This window comes from Finegoldia magna (genome assembly GCF_003182075.1).
GTDB classification, from domain to species: domain Bacteria; phylum Bacillota; class Clostridia; order Tissierellales; family Peptoniphilaceae; genus Finegoldia; species Finegoldia magna.
This window is the reverse complement of sequence record NZ_QGTH01000009.1, coordinates 43,152-62,646: the sequence shown is the minus strand read 5'-3', so window position 1 is coordinate 62,646 and position 19,495 is coordinate 43,152. Positions and strand designations below refer to the sequence as shown.

The window sequence follows — 19,495 nt, the reverse complement described above, 5'->3', positions numbered from 1 at the left end:
ATAATGTTTGTGTTACCATACGTAACAAATTACTTCTCCACCAATACCTTCTTTTCTAGCAACTTTATCAGTTACAAGGCCTTTTGATGTAGAGACAATAGCAATACCAAGTCCGCCTAAAACCTTAGGAACTTCATTTGCTCTGGCATAGACACGAAGTCCAGGTTTAGATATTCTCTTGATACCTGAAATTACTTTTTCTTCGTTAGGACCATATTTTAAATCTATTGTAATGATTCCTTGTTTACCGTCATCAGTAACATTGAAACCATCGATAAATCCTTCATCTAATAAAATTTGTGCTATTGATTTTTTGATATTAGATGCAGGAACTTCAACAACTTTATGTTTCGCATTAACTGCGTTTCTTATTCTTGTTAGCATATCTGCTATAGGATCAGTCATCATAAAAGCTTCCTCCTTCCTTTCTTACCAGCTTGCTTTTCTTGCGCCAGGGATTTCGCCTTTATAAGCCAATTCTCTAAAGCATATACGGCAGATGCCATATTTCTTTAAATATCCGTGAGGTCTACCACAAATTTTGCATCTGTTATATTCTCTTGTGCTAAACTTTGCAGGTCTTTTTTGTTTTGCGATCATTGATTTTTTAGCCACTAAAACTCCTCCTTATTTCTTAAATGGCATTCCCATTTTGTCTAATAATTCCTTAGCTTCTTCATCAGTGTTTGCAGTAGTAACGACCACAATATCCATACCTCTAATTTGATCTACCATATCGTATTCAATTTCAGGGAATATTAATTGTTCTTTGATACCTACAGCATAGTTTCCTCTACCATCGAATGATTTAGAAGAAATACCTCTAAAGTCTCTTACACGTGGAAGAGAAATGTTCATAAATTTATCTAAGAAATCATACATTTTTTCACCACGTAATGTAACTTTAACACCAACATTCATTCCTTCTCTAAGTTTGAAGTTAGCGATAGATTTTCTTGCTTTTGTTACAATTGGGTGTTGTCCTGTAATTGTTTCTAATTCTTTAACTGCGCTTTCGATAGCTTTAGGATTTTCTTTTGAAGAACCTAAACCCATGTTAAGCACGATTTTTTCCAATCTTGGAACTTGCATGATGTTTTCATATTTGAAACGTTCAACCAAGAAAGGAACAACTTCATTTGTATATTTTTCTTTTAATCTGGAAGTCAAGTTTATACCCTCCTTATGTTACTTAATAGTTTCGTTGTTAGATTTCATAAATCTAACTTTCTTACCGTCTTCAAACTTGTAACCTAATCTTGTGCCTTTCTTGTTTTTAGCATCATAATACATTACGTTTGAAACATCAATAGGAGCTTCTTTTTTGATTAGTCCACTTTCAACACCACGTCCGTTAGCTTTTTGGTGTTTAGTAACTATGTTAACTCCTTCTACTACCACTTTATTTTGTTTGGCTAATACTTCAATAACATTTCCAGTCTTTCCTTTGTCCTTACCAGAAATAACTATTACAGTATCTCCATTTTTAATCTTCATATCTCTTTACACCTCCAATTATAATACTTCAGGTGCCAATGAGATTATTTTCATGAAGTTATTGGCTCTCAATTCACGAGTTACTGAACCAAAAATTCTTGTTCCCACTGGATTTTTATCATCTTTTATAATTACAGCTGCGTTATCGTCAAATCTGATGTAACTTCCATCAGCTCTTCCCAATGGTTTAGTTGTTCTTACGATAACAGCTTTTACTACATCACCTTTTTTAACCATACCGCCCGGTTGTGCAGATTTAACTGAGCAAACTACGATGTCTCCGATAGCTGCGTACTTTCTTTTAGTACCACCTAAAACTCTTATTACTAGTAGTTCTTTTGCACCAGAGTTATCTGCAACTCTCAAACGACTTTCTTGTTGAATCATAAAATTCTCCTTTCGTAATAAGAATTACTTAGCTTTTTCTATAACTTCTACAAGTCTCCAGTTCTTTGTCTTAGAAAGAGGTCTTGTTTCCATTATTTTAACTTTATCGCCGATACCAGCAATGTTTTCTTCATCGTGTGCTTTAAATTTAGTTGTTTTTCTTAATTGTTTACCGTATTTAGGATCTTTGACAAGTGTCTTAACTTCTACAACAATTGACTTATCCATTTTATCTGAAACAACTATACCAACTATGGTTTTTCTCATATTTCTTTCCATAATTGTTAAGCCTCCTTACCAATGTTTAGCTCACGTTCTCTAATAATAGTCTTAATGCGAGCTATATCTTTTTTTACAAGTCCTATCATCATAGGGTTTTCTAATTGCCCAGTAGCTAATTGAAAACGTAGATTAAACAATTCACTTTTAGATTGTTCTAATTGTTTTTGTAAATCTTGATCTGATAGATTACGAATTTCTTTAGTTTTCATCAGCTTCACCGTCCTTTTCTCCGAACTCTTCACGAGCTATAAATTTAGTTTTGATAGGTAGTTTGTGTTGAGCAAGTCTCATAGCTTCACGTGCTACGTCTTCAGGAACACCTGCCATTTCAAATAATACTCTACCTGGTTTAATTACTGCTACCCAATATTCTGGAGCTCCTTTACCTGAACCCATACGAATACCGATAGGCTTCTTTGACACTGGCTTATCTGGGAAAACTTTAATCCAGATGTTACCGCCTCTTTTTATATATCTTGTCATAGCACGACGTGCTGCTTCTATTTGATTAGCTGTTAACCAACAAGAACCTAACGCTTGTATACCATAATCACCGTAAGTTAAAGTATTGCCTTTTAATGCTTTACCTTTCATTCTGCCTCTGTGAACTCTACGGTATTTTACTCTTTTAGGCATTAACATAGAATATTTCCTCCTCTCGAATTAGTTTTTAGCTGCTTGGGATTTACCTTTTCTGTTATTGTTTCTTCTTTTTCTGTTTTTGTCGTTCTTTTTGTTTTTGTAAACAGGTAAATCTTCTTCTGTCATACCAGGTAACATTTCACCTTTGTATAACCAAACTTTAACACCAAGCTTACCATAAGTTGTGTCTGCTTCTGCAAATCCATAGTCAATTGCAGCTCTTAGAGTTTGAAGAGGAATAGTTCCTTCGCTGTATCCTTCGCTTCTTGCCATATCAGCTCCACCAAGTCTACCAGAAACCATAGTCTTAATACCCAAAGCTCCTGCTCTCATGCTTCTTTGCATTGTTTGTTTCATTGCACGTCTGAAAGAAATACGTCTTTCTAATTGTGATGCAATGTTTTCTGCAACTAATTGTGCATCTAAGTCTTGGAACTTAACTTCTTCTACATTTATGATTAATTTCTTACCTGTTAATTTTTCTAATTTATTTTTTAATTCTTCAACGCCAGCACCTTGACGGCCAATAACCATACCAGGTTTAGCTGTGTTGATAGTTACTTTAATTTTGTTTGATGCTCTTTCGATGGCTATACTGCTAATACCAGCGCTGAAAGATTCTTTCTTGATTAGTTCACGAATTTTGTGATCTTCTACTAAATAATCACTAAAATCTTTTTTATCTGCAAACCATCTTGAATCCCAGTCTTTGATAACACCAACTCTTAATCCTTTAGGATTAACTTTTTGACCCATCAGACTCCTCCTTATAATTCTCTTTCTTCTACAACTACGCCAACATGACTTGATCTTTTAAGGATTGGATAAGCCATTCCTTTAGCTTTTGGTCTCCATCTTTTCATTACTGGAGCATTATTAGCGTATGCTTGTGATACAAAAAGATCTTCTCTGTTTAATCCAAAATTGTGTTCTGCGTTTGCAATTGCTGAATTTAGCACTTTTTCTAAAATTCTAGCACCTTTTTTAGGAGTGAATTTCAATATAGCAAGGGCTTCATCAACTTGTTTACCTCTAATTTCTTTGCATATAAAGTTAACTTTTAGAGGAGAAATACGTACATATTTCGCTATAGCTTTAGCTTGCATTGTCATACCTCCTTATATTAATTACGAACCTTACTCGTTTTTTCGTTTTTAATGTGACCTTTGTATGTTCTTGTAGGAACAAATTCTCCTAATTTATGACCAACCATATCGTCAGTAATATAAACAGGTACATGCTTTCTTCCATCGTGAACTGCAATTGTGTGACCTACGAAGTTAGGGAATATTGTAGAACGACGAGACCAAGTTTTAATAATCTTCTTTTCATCGTTTTTGTTAAGTTCTTCCACTTTCTTCATTAAGTGTTCATCGCAGAAAGGTCCTTTTTTAAGTGATCTACTCATTCTATCCCTCCGTTATTTCTTTCTTCTTCTTACAATGTACTTATTAGACTTTTTGTTTTTCTTACGAGTCTTAAGTCCAAGTGCTGGTTTACCCCATGGAGTTGAAGGAGCTGGTCTACCGATTGGCGCTCTACCTTCACCACCACCGTGAGGGTGATCTACTGGGTTCATTGCTGAACCTCTAACGTAAGGTCTCTTACCTAAGTGTCTGTTACGTCCAGCCTTACCGATTGTAACCAATTCGTGAGAGATATTTCCAACTTGACCTACAGTAGCTTTACAGTCAAGGTGAATTAATCTAAATTCTCCTGATGGTAATCTTAATTGTGCAAATTTACCTTCTTTAGCCATAAGTTGTGCTTCAGCACCAGCTGTTCTAACTAATTGAGCTCCTTTGCCAACTTTCATTTCAATGTTGTGAACTGTAGTACCAACTGGAATGTTTCTCAATGGAAGAGCATTACCAGGTACGATATCTACATCCGCACCACTTTCAACTACATCTCCAACTTTTAGACCTTGTGGTTGGATGATGTATCTCTTTTCACCATCTTCGTATTGTAACAAAGCGATGTTTGCTGTTCTGTTTGGATCGTATTCGATTGATTTAACAACAGCTTTAATACCATCTTTGTTTCTTTTAAAATCTATAATTCTATATTTTCTCTTAGCTCCGCCGCCTCTGTGACGAGTAGTTACTCTACCATAAGAGTTTCTTCCGCCAGATTTGTTTAAGCTAACAGTTAATGATTTTTCAGGAGTAGTTTTTGTGATTTCATCAAATGATAAAACACTCATACCACGTACACCGGCAGAAGTCGGTTTATATTTTTTTATTGCCATGTTTTTACCCCCTTAATTACATTCCTTCGAAAAATTCAATTTCTTTTGAATCTTCTGTTAATGCAACTATAGCTTTCTTCCAATCAGATCTCTTACCACTGTGAGCGCCCATTCTCTTAACTTTTCCTTTAACGTTCATAGTGTTAACAGATTTTACTTTAACATCAAAAATCTTTTCGATAGCGTTTCTGATTTCTATTTTATTCGCATTTTTATCTACTTTGAATACATATTTCTTGTCTTCCATTTTTTCCATAGAATCTTCAGAAATAATTGGTTTCAAAATAATATCATATGGTGATTTCATTATTGAAACACCTCCTCAAGAATTTTAACAGCATCAGTTGTAATAACTAATGAGTTGTATTTCAAACAATCATATACATTGATTAATCTAGCTTCACAAATAGCTACATTTTCAATGTTTCTAAATGATCTGTAAAGTGTATCATCATTTTTATCAACAACTACTAAAGCTTTCTTGTCTGCTTTAATATTCTTTAATACTTCAACAGCTTTTTTAGTGCTAATAGCATCTAAGCTTAATTTATCTAAAACGATCATTTCATTGTCATTAACTTTGTCAGTTAATACTGATTTGATTGCAAGTCTTCTAACTTTCTTAGGAACAGCGTAGCTGTAATCTCTAGGTTTTGGAGCGAATACTACCCCACCACCTCTCCATTGTGGAGATCTGATAGATCCTTGTCTTGCTCTACCTGTACCTTTTTGTCTCCAAGGCTTCTTTCCTCCACCTCTTACCTCACTACGAGTTTTAGCAGATTGTGTGCCTTGTCTTTTATTAGCAAGTTGATTTCTAACTACTTCGTAAACAACGTGCTCATTAACATCAGCGCCGAAAATGGCTTCATTTAATTCTAATTCTCCAACATTTTCTCCTTGTTGGTTTAAAATTTGAACTTTAGGCATGTTTCATCCTCCTTCCTATTTTGACTTAATAGCTTCTCTAACAGTAACTACTCCACCTTTGTTTCCTGGAACAGCTCCCTTAATAAGAAGTAAGTTTCTTTCATTGTCAACTTTAACAATTTTCAAGTTTTGAATAGTTACACGGTCATGGCCCATCTTTCCTGAACCTTTACGTCCTTTGAATACTCTTGCTGGATAAGATCCCGCACTTCTTGCACCTGCAACTCTGTGTGATTTAGAGCCGTGTCCCATAGGTCCTCTTGAATAGTTGTGTCTAACTATTGAACCTTGAGTTCCTTTACCTTTTGAAATACCGATAACATCTACAATATCTCCGTCTTGGAAAATATCTAATTTGATTTCATCTCCAAGATTGAATTGTTCGTCATCACCTATTTTGAACTCTTGTAAGTGTTTCTTGAATGAAACGCCCGCTTTGCCAAAATGACCTCTCATTGGTTGGTTTACATGTTTTTCTTTCTTTTCGATGTAACCAACTTGAATTGCGTTATATCCTTCTTTTTCTTTAGTTTTGATTTGTGTAACAACCATTGGACCCGCTTCAATGACAGTTACTGGAACAACACTACCATCTTCGTTGAAGATTTGAGTCATTCCGATTTTTTTACCTAAAATACTCTTCATTGAGTACACCTCCTATAGTGTGATATCCACATTAAAATTTACTTACAGCGGATTGCTTTACAATCATACTAAGATTAAAGTTTAATTTCGATATCTACGCCGGCAGGAAGGTTAAGTTTTTTAAGCGCTTCCAATGTCTTTGCGTTAGGATTAATGATATCGATTAATCTCTTATGTGTTCTTTGTTCGAACTGTTCTCTTGAATCTTTGTATTTGTGAACAGCTCTTAAGATTGTAACAACTTCTTTTTCTGTTGGCAACGGAATAGGACCTGATACTTTAACGTCAGTTCTTTTAGCTGCCTCAACGATTTTTTGAGCTGATTGATCGATTAATTCGTGATCATAAGCTCTTAGTCTGATTCTGATTTTTTGATTTGCCATTTAGGCACCTCCTCTATATTTTTGAAGAAGCGTCTTGCTGGGTTATGTTCATACACCCTCCCGGGTGTACAGTGACCTAAAATTTAAAAAACTTTTTTAAAAAGTCTAACCCATCGCCCTAATCGTGCAGGACTTCTCGGTGAAAATTACCTCGGAAGATTAATCACGTTTCCCGAGCAACCTTCCACTTCTACGCTTACTAACTTTAGGCACAACTGGTATTATACATTGTCTATACAACAATGTCAACACCTTTTTGAAGTTTTTTTGTAAAATTTCAATATTTTTACGAAAAATTTGTTTCCTTCCTTATTATATAATAAAAGGCTGTGAAATAAAATGAGTTTTAGGTGATTTTTAAGGGATTTTTTGACTTGCTGGGCGTACATCAAAAACAAAAATAATTTAGCACATTCTTTCTTAAAAACAAAAATGCTCTAGCTTAGAATATCATTCGTAAAAAATAACCACAAATTCTAGCGAAGTGAACCGTTAAAAAATCTCACTCGCGCCAGAGCGGAGCTCGCGCTTGAGATTTTAGGTTCACAAGCTTTGAATTTGTTTATTTTTGGAGACAGATATTCGTGCTAGACATTTTTCGTTTTAACTTGCGCCAAAATGTTGCATAAATTTTCCCCTAACGTTTTTCGTTTTACGCACAAAAAAATCGCCCCACGAGGCGACTTTTATCCATTTATATTTTAATGTTAACCCACTTACCTTGTCTAAATCTGATTGAGTTGAACATGTATCTGGAGAATTGGTCGGAGAAAATTCCTAGCCATATTCCCACGATTCCCATTTCAAACACAGATACAAGGATGTAGGTTACTACTGTTCTTATGATTGTTACACTTATGATTGAAGAGATTAATGTGTATTTTACATCTCCTGCTGATCTCAAACATCCTCCGTAGATGATTTGTGAGATTTGTAATAGCACTATTACTGTAATGAATCTTGCGATGATTTCTCCAGTTTCTATTATGGATAATTTGTCGAAGAACAAATGGAATATTCTTTTTCCAAATAACAACAATATCACAGATAGTACCAAAGATATCATAAGCCCGATTCTTTGGCAGACTTTACCATAAATCTTCGCGTTTTCTTTCTTACCAGCGCCAAGGCTTGAGCCCGTTAGAACGACCGCTGCAACTTGCATTCCGTCTGCGAACGCAAAACAAATGCTTAGTAGATTCATTCCTACGTTGTGTGCTGCAAATGTGTCCGTTCCAAGTCCTGCTGCCATCAATGCCGTTGTCAAGAATCCGATTCTCATGGCTATATTTTCAACGAACAAATTGGTTCCAAGTTTGACGATACTTGTGAATACTTCAACTGTTGGCTTGATTTTCTTCTTGAAAATGTATTTGATTTGTACGAAACCATCTTTTCTGAAAAGCGATCTGATACACATAACACTACTTACGACTGTTCCAAGTACTGTTGCAAGCGCTGCTCCAGAAACTTCCATTTTCGGAAAACCAAAATTACCACCTATCAAGCAGTAATTGAAAAATATGTTGACAATACTTGACACCAAGTTAGTTGTAAATGCAATTCTAGTGTTGCCCGATCCTCTTTGTGCTGCATTTATCGTCATACTCACTACGGAGAAAATCATTCCTCCCATGATTATTCTGAAATAATTCAGCGCATCAGTATGCGTGTCCGAGTTACTTCCTGCAAGTCTCAGAATACTATCCGAAAAATACACCATCACAGTGCTTATAACAACCGTTAGCACAAGTCCCATGATAATCGCTGTAACAAGTATTCTGTTTGCTCCTTCCTTGTCCTCTTCTCCAAGACGTCTAGCAACTAAAGCCGACGTAGCGATATTTATGGAGAAGAATATCGCTAGTGCTATGAATTTGGGTTGTGTGGTAAGACCTACAGCCGCTACTGCAGAGCTTCCAATCGAAGACACCATGTATGTGTCAATAATTCCCGCAAGTGCTATGAAAAAGCTCTCCAACACCGACGGCCACGCCACCTGTATTGCTCTTTTGTAAAAATTCTTATTCTTCATCTAATCATCCATTCTATTGTTCAATCTAATTCTAATACTCAATCTAAAATAAAATTATATACTACATCATACTACTAGCAAAAAATTAATACAAGTTAGCAAGGATGATTCTTACAGTTGAATACTCTTCATTAGTATATATAACTTCAAATCCACATTTCAAAAACAAATTCAACGAAGGATTACAGGTACCAATATTATCGTATAGTTCATCTATGTCTAATTTTTTTGCCAAATCAATCAAAAACATCAACGCTCTTTTCCCGTAGCCATTGTTTCTGTATTCATCTTTTACAATTAGACTGCAAATCCACCTATCATCTTCCTTATATATACAACATTCTCCGACAGGCTTGTTATGACCCATAATGTAATAGTAAAATCTTTCATCAGAGTTTATCCATTTGTCATACCAGCTTTGCCATTTGTCTTCTGAAAAATCAATAGCTCCGCCGTATTTTTGGTTAAAACTCATCGTCTTTTCATCCGCCAACAATTCTTGTCTGAAATTCATCTCATCGTATTCAGGAATCACAAAATCACATTCGTAGTCTTCATCAATCATGGAATACATACAAGAATCTGCAACGCCTTGGTTGTTTGTGGCTGATTTTCTAAGGCATCCTTCGTATTTCATATTGGCATTCATCATAACCTTGCCACTTGCAAAGTTCCTACTGTCATGTGTGGCTTCTACTCTTACGGCGTGTTTTTCTTCAAACAAATATTTTAGCATGAGTTTCAAAGACTCGGTCATTATTCCCTGTGACCAATAAACGTATGCCAAGCAGTAGCCAATAGCGTAAGTTTTTGGATTTTCCTTAATTAATGATGCTGATATACAACCAATGTTTTCATTGTTAGTGTTACAAATCGCAAAGTACACATTCTTGTCATCATTTATCCATTGTTTTATGATTTTTTCTGATTCTTTTAGTGATGTGTGAGGCTTCCACGTCAAAAACTTCGTAACCCTGCTGTCACTTGCCCAATTTTGATACATTTTATCTGCATCATTTATTGTAAATTTTCTCAAAATCATTTTGTCAGTTTTCATAATCGCACTTCCTTTTTTATATAATACCATATTATTTTCTTTGCACTAACCACTTTTAAGATAGAAAGTTATCAATTTCGTTGACTAATTATATTTTATAATTTATAATTAAATCACGATAATGTTTATCGCTAAATAATTTCTGGAGGTGAACTAATGAGTTCAGAAGATAACAGTTGTTGCTGCGAAGTTGTAACAAAAGAAAGCCTCATTCAAGGATTTACAGGAGAGGTTATCGGTACATTTTTGATGTGCTTTTTGGGAATTGGCTCTGTAGCCACAGCTACTTTATATCAAGCTCACACCGGTCCATTCCAAGTTGGTATGGTTTGGGGTCTTGCAATCGCTATTGCGATTTACGCTACTAGAAACTTGTCTTGTGCGCACTTCAACCCAGCGGTTACTTTTGCAATGTGTATTTCAAAAAGATGTTCATGGAATAATTTCCCAGTTTATGTGCTTGGACAATTCGTCGGAGCAATCTTGGGCGCTAGTGCATTGTGGGTGTTTTTTGCAGATTCTGTGAAGAAAAGCTTGGATGCAGCCAACTTGACCATGGATGTGGCAACGCCAGCATCAAGTATTTGGATTGAAGTGTTCCCTAACACAGCAAACGGCGTAATCAGTATGCCTGTTGCGGCTTTCGCAGAAGCTCTAGGAGTTTTCATTTTGGTTATGATTATTTTCTCAATGACTGAAGGTTGTAACATTGGTAGACCAAGCGACGATTTGTTCCCATTATTTATCGGTCTAACAGTTGCCGCTTTAATATGTACAATTGGTCCTATGACTGATGCAGGACTTAATCCAGCGAGAGATTTCGGCCCAAGAATCGTGGCGTATTTTGTTGGATGGAAAAACATCGCATTCACAATGGATGCATTCATAGTTTATGTACTTGCTCCACTAATCGGAGCTGGACTTGCAGCGATTTTCTTTACAAAAGTAATCGAACCAATGCAAAATTCAAAAAATAGTTGCGGTTGCAATTAATGATATAATAATATTAGAATAACATTAGGAGGTATTTATGGAAGATATTAGAAAACAAGTTTCAGAATATTACAGCAATATAACTACAGAAAAAGAAGGCAAAATGCAAACTCAAATCTGTAGTTGTTCGGATAGTATGCCACTTCACATCAAAAAAATCAGAGGAATGGTTAACCCAGAACTTTTGAAGAGATTTTACGGTTGTGGCTCTCCAATTCCATCAGCACTTGAAGGATGTACTGTGTTGGATTTGGGATGTGGAACAGGGGTCGATGTGTATGTCGCTTCTAAATTAGTCGGTGAAAGCGGAAAAGTAATCGGTGTCGACATGACAGATGACCAATTGGATTTTGCTAGAAAATATCAAGACCAAATGGCTGAAAAATTTGGCTACAAGAAATCAAACGTAGAATTCAAAAAAGGTTACATCGAAGATTTGAAATCTATAGGAATAGAAGATGAATCTGTAGATGTTGTAATCAGTAACTGCGTTATCAACCTTTCTCCATTCAAGGAAGAAGTGTTCAAAGAAGTGTGGAGAGTTTTGAAAAAAGGTGGAGAATTGTACTTCTCAGACATTTTCGCTGACAGAAGGGTTTCTGATGAAATTTACCAAAATCCTGTATTACGTGGTGAATGTTTAGCGGGAGCAATGTATGTAGAAGATTTCAGAAGATTATTGCATAAAATCGGCTGGGAAGATTTTAGATATACTAAAATCACTAAGGCGCCAATCGAAAACAGAAAAATCGAAGAATTAGTTGGCAATGTGAACTTCACATCAAGAACTGTAAGAGCTGTGAAATTACCAGGAATTATCGAAGATAGATGCGAACAATACGGACAATTCGTAACTTATCGCGGAGGTATTTTAGGTAGCGAACACTACTTCGACCTTGACGACCACCACAGATTCTATAAAGATTTGCCAATGGCAGTGTGTGGAAATAGCTGTGCAATGATCGAAGAAACAAGATTTAAAAAATACTTCGATGTCGTTGGAGACAGAAAAAATCACTTCGGTTTATTCGATGGTTGTGACGGCCCAGGAAATGAATGTGATTGCGATGGAAACAGCGGTTCTTGTTGCTGCTAATTATAAAAATAAAAGCTGTGAGATAATCTCACAGCTTTTTTGATTTAATTTCATTTTTCTCGCCATTTTCGTAAATTTGGCGTATATAATTTAAATGTGGCGAGATAAAAAATTTTATTACTACAATTTCTTGCTCCAATATATTTTGAGTATCACGGTTATTATTATTTGTGCAATGGCTACTGCTGTAAGTGCGATGAACAATTCATAGTTTACATAGGACATAACACAGGCGATTACTGCTATGACAAATGACAATATTGGTACTATGTCTTTTCCAGATTTCATTCTTATTAATATTTCACGTTCGTCTGTTTCTTTTGTGTACATTTCTTTTAGGTATTTTTCATCTCTGTATGCTCTTATCAAACATCCCATATAAAATAAGCAAACTAGTTCTATTCCTGTGAAAAATCCCAAAACATAATCTGTTGTATCTGCTTTCGATGGTGATATATCTTTCAAAAAGACCGCTCCTAGAACAATAGCTAAGAGTGCTGTGATGCAAAATACTACTAGCAAAGATATTCTACGCGCTATTTCTTTTCTGTAGTTTTGTAAGTTTTTCATTTAATCGTCCTCCTCCATTGTAAATATATCTTCGATTTTCATTTCGAAAAATTTGGCTATTTTGAATGCAAGTGGGAGCGATGCGATGTATTTTCCATTTTCTATCGATGTGATAGTTTGTCTTGTCACTCCAACTTCGTTAGCCAATTCTTCCTGAGTAATTTTGTTTTCTTTTCTTAATTGGGAAATAATATTTTTCATCTTTTCTCCTTTGCAAAGTTCACTTTACATTTTTAGTATAGTATGCTTTGCATATTTTGTCAAGTATACTTTGCATTTTTTGAAATAAAAAAACTACGAGCCTTATCGCCCGTAGTTCTCATTATAAATTATCTGTACAATCCACCAACTGATTTTAAGTTAAGATTGATGATTTCCATTACTTTTTCGTAAGCTTCTGTTGATGACATTTCTACATTTTCAAGTGTTTTTCTTTCAGAAAATTCTACTATGTCATCAGATGCTTTCTTTCCTACAGTTATTCTTAGTGGGATTCCTATTAAGTCACGGTCGTTGAATTTTACTCCTACTCTTTCTTTTCTGTCATCAAGTAGAACTTCTACTCCTTGAAGAAGTAACTTTTCGTAAAGTTTTTCTGCAAGTGTATTTTGTTCTTCATTCTTTGTGTTAACAACTGTGATGATTACGTGATATGGCGCTACAACTAATGGCCAAATCATTCCCTTGTCGTCATGGTTTTGTTCTACAATTGCACTGACACTTCTTGTAACGCCGATTCCGTATGATCCCATCCAGAAGAATTGTTCTTTTCCATTTTCATCAAGGAATGTAGCATTCATACTCTTGGAATATTTTTGTCCCAATTGGAAGATATTTCCAACTTCGATTCCTCTTTTGAATTTCAGCGGAGATTTTGTTTCAGGATCGATATCTCCATCTTGTACCATCAACAAATCTTCTACGATTTCCCCTTCGAAATCATTCCCGTAGTTTACGTTTTTGATGTGGTAGTTTTCTTCATTCGCTCCAACGACGAAGTTTTTCATTTGTGTAACTCTTGAGTCAATTATGATTCTTGAATCTAGTCCGATTGGTCCAGTAAATCCTGGTGAACTGTTCAAATCTAGGATGTCTTTTTCTTCCATCATTTCGATTTCGTGTTCTGGACATTTCAAATAACTTACAAGTTTGGACATGTTAAGTTCACGATCACCTGGTATGAACACTATTACAGGTTTTCCTTCTACCATTAAATCCACAGCCTTCAAACAATGTGCTGCATCAACATTCAAGAAATCACTTACTTCATCAATTGTTTTGCAGTTTGGTGTGAGGACTTTTTCTGATGGAAGTTTTTCTACATTTTCATCGTTTACTTGATAGTACACGTATGCTTTTTCGTCAGTTGCCGCGAAATCACTGTCATCGCTGTAGCAAATCACACCTTCACCTACATCACTTAATGCGATGAATTCGTGTGAACTGTTGCCACCCATTGCGCCACTGTCTCCAGCTACGATTTTGTATTCCAAACCAAGTCTGTTGAATACAACTTCATACGCTCTCCACATATTCATGTAAGCTTCACGCATCGCTTCTTCATCTACATCAAATGTGTAAGAGTCTTCCATCAAGAATTCTCTGGAACGGTTGATTCCAAATCTTGGTCTTTTTTCATCACGATATTTTGTTTGGATTTGGTAAATATTAAGTGGAAGTTGCTTGTAGCTTTTGATTTCACCTTTTACTAAATCTGTAAAATATTCTTCGGCTGTTGGTCCAAGGCAGAATTCACGATTATTTCTGTCTTGTAGCTTGAACATTTCCGGTCCAAATGTCTTCCATCTTCCCGATTCTTCCCAGATTTCACGAGGTTGAGTTATAGGCATGTGGATTTCTTGTGAACCGTAGTTGTCCATTTCTTCACGAACGATGTTTTCTACCTTTCTTACAATTCGATATCCCAATGGCAAATAACTGTACAATCCTGCTGCCGTTTTTCTAATCATGCCAGCTCTTAATAGAAGCTTGTGGCTTGCTATTTCTGCATCTTGTGGATCCTCTCTTAAAGTTGGCATATAAAATTTATTCATTCTCATAATTTACATGTTCCTTTCTTTGGTGTATTTAATATGTATCTAAAAAAAGATCCTCCGTCACGAAGACGAAGGATCGCTATACCACTTCTAGTTTGTTAGTTATAAGGTGACAACCCTATGATTTTGACATAATCTCCGAGTTAGGTTCATTCTATCGTAAATGAAAGTTTCCACCTTACACTTTCTCTCTGAAAAATCGTATAGAACTAATATTCTCTTCATCGATACATTAGATTGTATCAGAATAGAATGTTTTTGTAAAGATTACTATTTTATTTTTTCAACAATTCTTGATTTTGTTTCAAAATTATTGTCCGTTCCTGTGAATGAAGAATCTTTAACTGCCAAATCACTCATAGCATCGATGATGTCTTTGAATTTATTTAAATCTTTTGTCTTGTTGGATAATTCATCAATTCCTTTTTCTTTGTATTCTTTTAGTTTGGAGCTGAATTCTTTTTGTCCAGAAGCAAGCTCATCACTACCTGATTTTAATTGTCCAGTTGATGAATCCAATTTTCCAAGTCCATCGTTTAACATATTGATTGCATTACTCATTGGAATGATGGCTTTTTCATTGATTTGTGACAATGAAGATAAAAGAGCTGATTGTTTGTTGAATTCTTGTAATCCACCAGATAATTTTGATGAGCCTTCAACTAACGCACTTGAATTCTTATCCAATTCTTCCATTCCATTTAAAAGCATTGCCATTGCTTTTTCGTTTTGCAATGTTCCTTCTTTTAATGTTTGTGATCCACCTTTGATTTGACCTGTTGCATCGTCAAGTTTGTCGATGGAATCCTTCAATGTTGATAATCCATCTGCGCCATTCAATGCGCCACCCATTTGTCCCAATCCTTGAGATAATTGGTTAGAAGAATCTACAAGTTTTGCTTTTGATTGATTCATAGCAGCTGATGTTCTCATAAGTGCATTGGATAAATCAGCGTTTCCTTGTGATAATGCACTTGAACTTTGAGCTAATTGTGCCAATGCTGCTTGTAGTTTTTGTTGCCCAGCATTTTGTGAACCAGCATTTCTGATGGATTCTGCTTGAACGTACATTACATTTTTTTGTGCTTGAAGATATGCAATTGTATCGTTTAGTTGTCCTTCTTCATTCTTTGCTTGTAATTGTTGGATTGCATTGTTCAATCCTTCAGCTGAGCTTTCAAGTCCACGTGCGATTTTTTCTGCACTTGCACTTGTCTCAGCACCACCTGCAAGTTGTGCTACTTTTTGTAATTTTTCGTTGAATTGTGCGCTTGAATCTTTTAATTGTTGAGATTTTCCTGAAATTTGTTCAACTGTATCTGCTAATTGACCATAGCTTCCTGCCAAACCATTCAATCCGTTTGATAATTGTGATGATTTTTCAAGCAATTGGTCTTTTTGCGCAGTCATTTCTTTCATATTTTCAGTTCCAGCTCTTAATTGTGAAGTCGCATCTTTTAATTTGCCAACTCCATTGTCCAAATCAGTCGCACCTTTGGCTAATTTTTCGGAGCCTTCTTTGATTTTAGCTGTGTTTTCTTTGATTTTTCCAACTGCAGCTGTGTAATCTGAAATTCCATTGTACAATTTCAAGCTACCGTCATTCATTTGAGCTACATATCCTTGGATAGGACCTACTTTCCCTTGTATTCCTGAGAATTTGCCTTGCATTTGTTGTGTTGATGATGCAAGTTTTTGTGAACCTGAGTGAAGTTTTGTAACTCCTGTTTGCATTTGTGAAATTCCTGAGTTTAGTTTGTCTTGTCCTTCAGATAATTTTACTGATGCATCTACAAGTTTTTGTGAATTATCTTGTAATTCTTTAACACCGTTTTGAAGCTTATCCAATGAGTCGATGTTTTTCTTTTCTTGGAAGAATTCGTTAGTGATTACAGAATAGATTTCTACTGGTTTGTAATCTTTGATGTCCATTTCAACTGAAACTTCGTCCTTGAAATTATCCAATTCTTTGTCTTCTACAATTTTACTCAAGTTTTGTTTCATACCTGGTGTCATAACTGTAGTTACTATTTCGTTCTTTCCGTCTTTTACAACTTTGATATCATCTGATGTGACGTTTTCTACTTTTTCATCGTCAAATGTCATCGCCGCTACAACGACATATGGTGAATATACATTTCTTGATTGTCCGTCAATTGTTTTGGCTTCGTATCTGTTGTTTTTAGAAGTGATTACAATCTTCAAATGACCAGATTTCCCTTCTAATTCAGAAGCTTTCATTTCTTTTCCATCTAAGAAGTATTTTACAGATACATCTACTGGAAGTTTTTTGTCTGTGTCACCTTTGTAGTAGATGTCTTTTTTGTTTTCATCTAATTTCAAATATCCGTTTTCAGATTTTAGTTCCTTATCTGTTTTCAAATCTTTTACATTTGTCAAATTAGATTTGTCGTTTGCTTTTATATTTTTATCTGAATTTAACCACACAGAAACTGATTTGTCTTTGATTTCGTTACCTTCTACTGTTACATAAACAGTTTCTGATTTTTTGATTAAATCTTGTTGTTCTGCAAATGATAGGTTAGCAAATGTCATTGAAGATACCAATGACAAGGCTAAGATTTTTTCAATATTTTTCTTCATAGTGTTCTCCTTTACGCTAAATTTTTAGTTGTTTTCTTGATAAATGGGAATGTAATGCTCAATACTGCTGGAAGTAATATTATGATTACAAGCATACTGATGATTGCTCCCCTAGCCAATAACGTACATATTGTGGATACTATTTCCATTTTTGAATAAATTCCTACACCAACTGTCGCTGCCATGAATGATAAGGCACTTGTAACAATTGATTTGGATGTTTCTCTTACCGATGTTTTCAACGAACCATTTACATCTTTAGTCTTTCGATATTCGAACAAGAATCTGTCCGTCATTAATATAGAATAATCTATCGTAGATCCTAATTGAATTACGCCGATTACGATTGATGTGATAAACGGAATTGTTTGATTGAAGTAGAATGGGATTGCCATGTTGATTTGAATAGCAAGTTCTATGGCTGCTATCAATACAACTGGAATTCCAAATGATTTGAACGATATTGCGATGATTATGAATACTGCAATTAATGATGCTATGTTAACCATCTTGAAGTCTTGATCGGAAATATCTGTCAAATCGTCTGTAAGAACAGCTTCACCTGTCAAATATCCGTCCTTGTCGTGTTTTGCTATTACATCACGCATTTGTGTGATTTGTTTGTTCACTTTATCAGATGCTGTTTGGTATTCTGAATTAACCATAAGCATTTCGTAGCCGTTTTTTACGAAGTTATCTCTGAGTTTGTCTGGCAAGAATGTCGCAGGAATTGTAACACCTGTGATTGAATTCGTTCCGACAACCGAATTGATACCGTCGATGTGTTCTAACTCATCAATCATAGAATCCATAGCAGTATTAGATAAATTATCTTTTACAACGATAAAATGAGTACTTGCCATATTGTAGTCTTTCTTCATTTTATTAAGAGATACAATGGAGTCCAAATCTTGTGGCAATGATCTATCCAAGTTGTAGTATAATTTTGTGTTTACAGATCCATAAATTGCTGGAATAAATAACACTACAAATACTAATGCCAACACTTTTCTCTTGTCTACGACGAAGTTTGGTAATTTTGTAAATTCTGGAAGTAATACTTTGTGATTGTATTTGTCCACAGCTTTTTCTGTAAGAAGTAGCATTGGTGGAAGAACAACCAAAGTAGATAAAAGTCCTATGAATACACCCTTACTCATTACAAGACCGATATCTTTACCCAACGATAATCTCATCAATATCAAAACCAAGAATCCTGCAAAAGTTGTAAGTGAAGATGAGAACAACGATGAGAATGTCGCCTCAATAGCTTTCGCCATTGCCTTCTTATGTGTGTCTCTCTTTTTCTTTTCCGCTGCATATCTGTGATACAAGAAAATCGAATAATCCATCGTTACGGCAAGTTGCAACACCGCTGCAATCGCCTTAGTAATGTAGGATATTTGCCCTAAGAATATATTAGTCCCAAAATTATAAATAACAGCATATCCTATATTCAACATAAATACGAATGGAATTACAGTCGATTCATTCGTCAAGCTCAACACCACAAGTCCAAGTGCCACAGCAAGCATTACATAAATCGGAGTTTCCTTATCTATCAAATCCTTCGTGTCTTTTACAAGAGCACTAATACCACTCAAGTATTTTTCTTTGGATTCGATTTGTTTGATTTGATCTATCGCCTTCATAGTTCTCATTGAAGATGACGATTCACTAAACTTAACCATCATTAGAGTACTATCTTTGGCATAGAACACATCTCTAATATCATCTGGCAAAAATTCGTTAGGAACAGTTGGCCCTAAAATTGAAGTCTTAGATATAACATCCTCAACCCCGTCTATTTTTTGCACTTCTTCTCTTAATTTCTCGGCATCGTTGTCTGTGCCCTTTAAAATCAACATCCCAGTAGCTGCATTTTTGAAATCTTTGTCCAAAATTGTTTGGCCTTGAGTTGATTTCAAATCAGTTGGCAAATAAGACAAAATATCGTAATTGATATTTGTTGCCTTGTAACCAATTATTGATGGAATCAACAACAAAGTCATAACCAAAAGCACTAACTTAGGATGATTAGCTATAAATTCTGAAAATTTCTTCAT

25 protein-coding genes are annotated in these 19,495 nt (G+C 35.3%); 2 read left to right on the top strand and 23 right to left on the bottom strand.

Annotated features, from left to right (window positions below; translation table 11 throughout):
- Positions 1-12: 12 nt before the first annotated feature.
- From rpsH to DES33_RS05105, 18 genes are all read right to left on the bottom strand, one after another.
- Positions 13-408 (bottom strand): 30S ribosomal protein S8, encoded by a 396-nt coding sequence (gene rpsH, locus DES33_RS05190; protein WP_002836125.1) that lies wholly within the window; start codon positions 406-408, stop codon positions 13-15.
- A 21-nt stretch (positions 409-429) separates the two neighbouring features.
- On the bottom strand, positions 430-615 hold the full coding sequence (locus DES33_RS05185; protein ID WP_110058300.1) for a type Z 30S ribosomal protein S14: 186 nt from the start codon (positions 613-615) through the stop codon (positions 430-432).
- 12 nt (positions 616-627) lie between these two features.
- Positions 628-1,170 carry a 50S ribosomal protein L5 gene (gene rplE, locus DES33_RS05180; protein WP_002836122.1) on the bottom strand — a complete coding sequence of 181 codons (543 nt, stop codon included), beginning with the start codon at positions 1,168-1,170 and terminating at the stop codon, positions 628-630.
- Between the two features lie 18 nt (positions 1,171-1,188).
- Positions 1,189-1,497 carry a 50S ribosomal protein L24 gene (gene rplX / locus DES33_RS05175; RefSeq protein WP_002841124.1) on the bottom strand — a complete coding sequence of 103 codons (309 nt, stop codon included), beginning with the start codon at positions 1,495-1,497 and terminating at the stop codon, positions 1,189-1,191.
- 18 nt (positions 1,498-1,515) lie between these two features.
- Positions 1,516-1,884 (bottom strand): 50S ribosomal protein L14, encoded by a 369-nt coding sequence (gene rplN, locus DES33_RS05170; protein WP_002836120.1) that lies wholly within the window; start codon positions 1,882-1,884, stop codon positions 1,516-1,518.
- A 24-nt stretch (positions 1,885-1,908) separates the two neighbouring features.
- Positions 1,909-2,163 carry a 30S ribosomal protein S17 gene (rpsQ, locus tag DES33_RS05165; RefSeq protein WP_002836119.1) on the bottom strand — a complete coding sequence of 85 codons (255 nt, stop codon included), beginning with the start codon at positions 2,161-2,163 and terminating at the stop codon, positions 1,909-1,911.
- Between the two features lie 5 nt (positions 2,164-2,168).
- Positions 2,169-2,375, bottom strand: coding sequence for a 50S ribosomal protein L29 (gene rpmC, locus DES33_RS05160; protein ID WP_002836118.1), 207 nt, complete (start codon positions 2,373-2,375; stop codon positions 2,169-2,171).
- Positions 2,365-2,808 (bottom strand): 50S ribosomal protein L16, encoded by a 444-nt coding sequence (rplP, locus tag DES33_RS05155; RefSeq protein ID WP_002836117.1) that lies wholly within the window; start codon positions 2,806-2,808, stop codon positions 2,365-2,367. The genes rpmC and rplP overlap by 11 nt, the downstream gene beginning before the upstream one ends.
- Positions 2,809-2,829: 21 nt before the next feature.
- Complete coding sequence (gene rpsC / locus DES33_RS05150) at positions 2,830-3,564, bottom strand: 30S ribosomal protein S3 (protein ID WP_110058299.1); 735 nt, start codon at positions 3,562-3,564, stop codon at positions 2,830-2,832.
- Positions 3,565-3,575: 11 nt separating this feature from the next.
- Entirely contained in the window at positions 3,576-3,914 is a 339-nt protein-coding gene (gene rplV, locus DES33_RS05145) for a 50S ribosomal protein L22 (RefSeq protein WP_002836114.1), read from the bottom strand.
- A gap of 17 nt (positions 3,915-3,931) precedes the next feature.
- Complete coding sequence (rpsS, locus tag DES33_RS05140; RefSeq protein WP_002836113.1) at positions 3,932-4,216, bottom strand: 30S ribosomal protein S19; 285 nt, start codon at positions 4,214-4,216, stop codon at positions 3,932-3,934.
- Between the two features lie 12 nt (positions 4,217-4,228).
- Positions 4,229-5,059: a 50S ribosomal protein L2 gene (gene rplB, locus DES33_RS05135; protein ID WP_110058298.1), complete on the bottom strand. Its 831-nt coding sequence runs from the start codon at positions 5,057-5,059 to the stop codon at positions 4,229-4,231.
- A 16-nt stretch (positions 5,060-5,075) separates the two neighbouring features.
- On the bottom strand, positions 5,076-5,366 hold the full coding sequence (rplW, locus tag DES33_RS05130) for a 50S ribosomal protein L23 (protein WP_002836110.1): 291 nt from the start codon (positions 5,364-5,366) through the stop codon (positions 5,076-5,078).
- A complete protein-coding gene (gene rplD, locus DES33_RS05125) occupies positions 5,366-5,989 on the bottom strand; it encodes a 50S ribosomal protein L4 (protein WP_110058297.1) in 624 nt (207 codons plus the stop codon). Before rplD ends, rplW begins: the two co-directional genes overlap by 1 nt.
- Before the next feature lie 15 nt (positions 5,990-6,004).
- Complete coding sequence (gene rplC / locus DES33_RS05120) at positions 6,005-6,634, bottom strand: 50S ribosomal protein L3 (protein WP_110058296.1); 630 nt, start codon at positions 6,632-6,634, stop codon at positions 6,005-6,007.
- A 74-nt stretch (positions 6,635-6,708) separates the two neighbouring features.
- Positions 6,709-7,017 (bottom strand): 30S ribosomal protein S10, encoded by a 309-nt coding sequence (rpsJ, locus tag DES33_RS05115; protein ID WP_094203268.1) that lies wholly within the window; start codon positions 7,015-7,017, stop codon positions 6,709-6,711.
- A gap of 694 nt (positions 7,018-7,711) precedes the next feature.
- Positions 7,712-9,052, bottom strand: coding sequence for an MATE family efflux transporter (locus DES33_RS05110; protein ID WP_110058295.1), 1,341 nt, complete (start codon positions 9,050-9,052; stop codon positions 7,712-7,714).
- 85 nt (positions 9,053-9,137) lie between these two features.
- The gene (locus DES33_RS05105; RefSeq protein WP_110058294.1) at positions 9,138-10,109 is read right to left on the bottom strand and encodes a GNAT family N-acetyltransferase; all 972 of its coding nucleotides are present in this window, start codon (positions 10,107-10,109) and stop codon (positions 9,138-9,140) included.
- 156 nt (positions 10,110-10,265) lie between these two features.
- Between DES33_RS05105 and DES33_RS05100 the strand changes: the two genes are divergently transcribed.
- Entirely contained in the window at positions 10,266-11,102 is an 837-nt protein-coding gene (locus DES33_RS05100; RefSeq protein WP_110058293.1) for an MIP/aquaporin family protein, read from the top strand.
- 37 nt (positions 11,103-11,139) lie between these two features.
- Positions 11,140-12,198, top strand: coding sequence for a methyltransferase domain-containing protein (locus DES33_RS05095; protein ID WP_110058292.1), 1,059 nt, complete (start codon positions 11,140-11,142; stop codon positions 12,196-12,198).
- Positions 12,199-12,318: 120 nt separating this feature from the next.
- Here the strand turns inward: DES33_RS05095 and DES33_RS05090 are convergent, their stop codons facing one another.
- The 5 genes from DES33_RS05090 to DES33_RS05070 form a co-directional block, all read right to left on the bottom strand.
- Positions 12,319-12,768, bottom strand: coding sequence for a hypothetical protein (locus DES33_RS05090; protein ID WP_110058291.1), 450 nt, complete (start codon positions 12,766-12,768; stop codon positions 12,319-12,321).
- Positions 12,769-12,969, bottom strand: coding sequence for a helix-turn-helix transcriptional regulator (locus tag DES33_RS05085; RefSeq protein WP_002837368.1), 201 nt, complete (start codon positions 12,967-12,969; stop codon positions 12,769-12,771). It abuts the gene before it with no gap.
- 128 nt (positions 12,970-13,097) lie between these two features.
- Positions 13,098-14,828, bottom strand: coding sequence for a proline--tRNA ligase (locus tag DES33_RS05080; RefSeq protein WP_110058290.1), 1,731 nt, complete (start codon positions 14,826-14,828; stop codon positions 13,098-13,100).
- Positions 14,829-15,095: 267 nt separating this feature from the next.
- Positions 15,096-17,429: a YhgE/Pip domain-containing protein gene (locus tag DES33_RS05075; protein ID WP_110058289.1), complete on the bottom strand. Its 2,334-nt coding sequence runs from the start codon at positions 17,427-17,429 to the stop codon at positions 15,096-15,098.
- 11 nt (positions 17,430-17,440) lie between these two features.
- A complete protein-coding gene (locus DES33_RS05070) occupies positions 17,441-19,495 on the bottom strand; it encodes an efflux RND transporter permease subunit (protein ID WP_094209367.1) in 2,055 nt (684 codons plus the stop codon).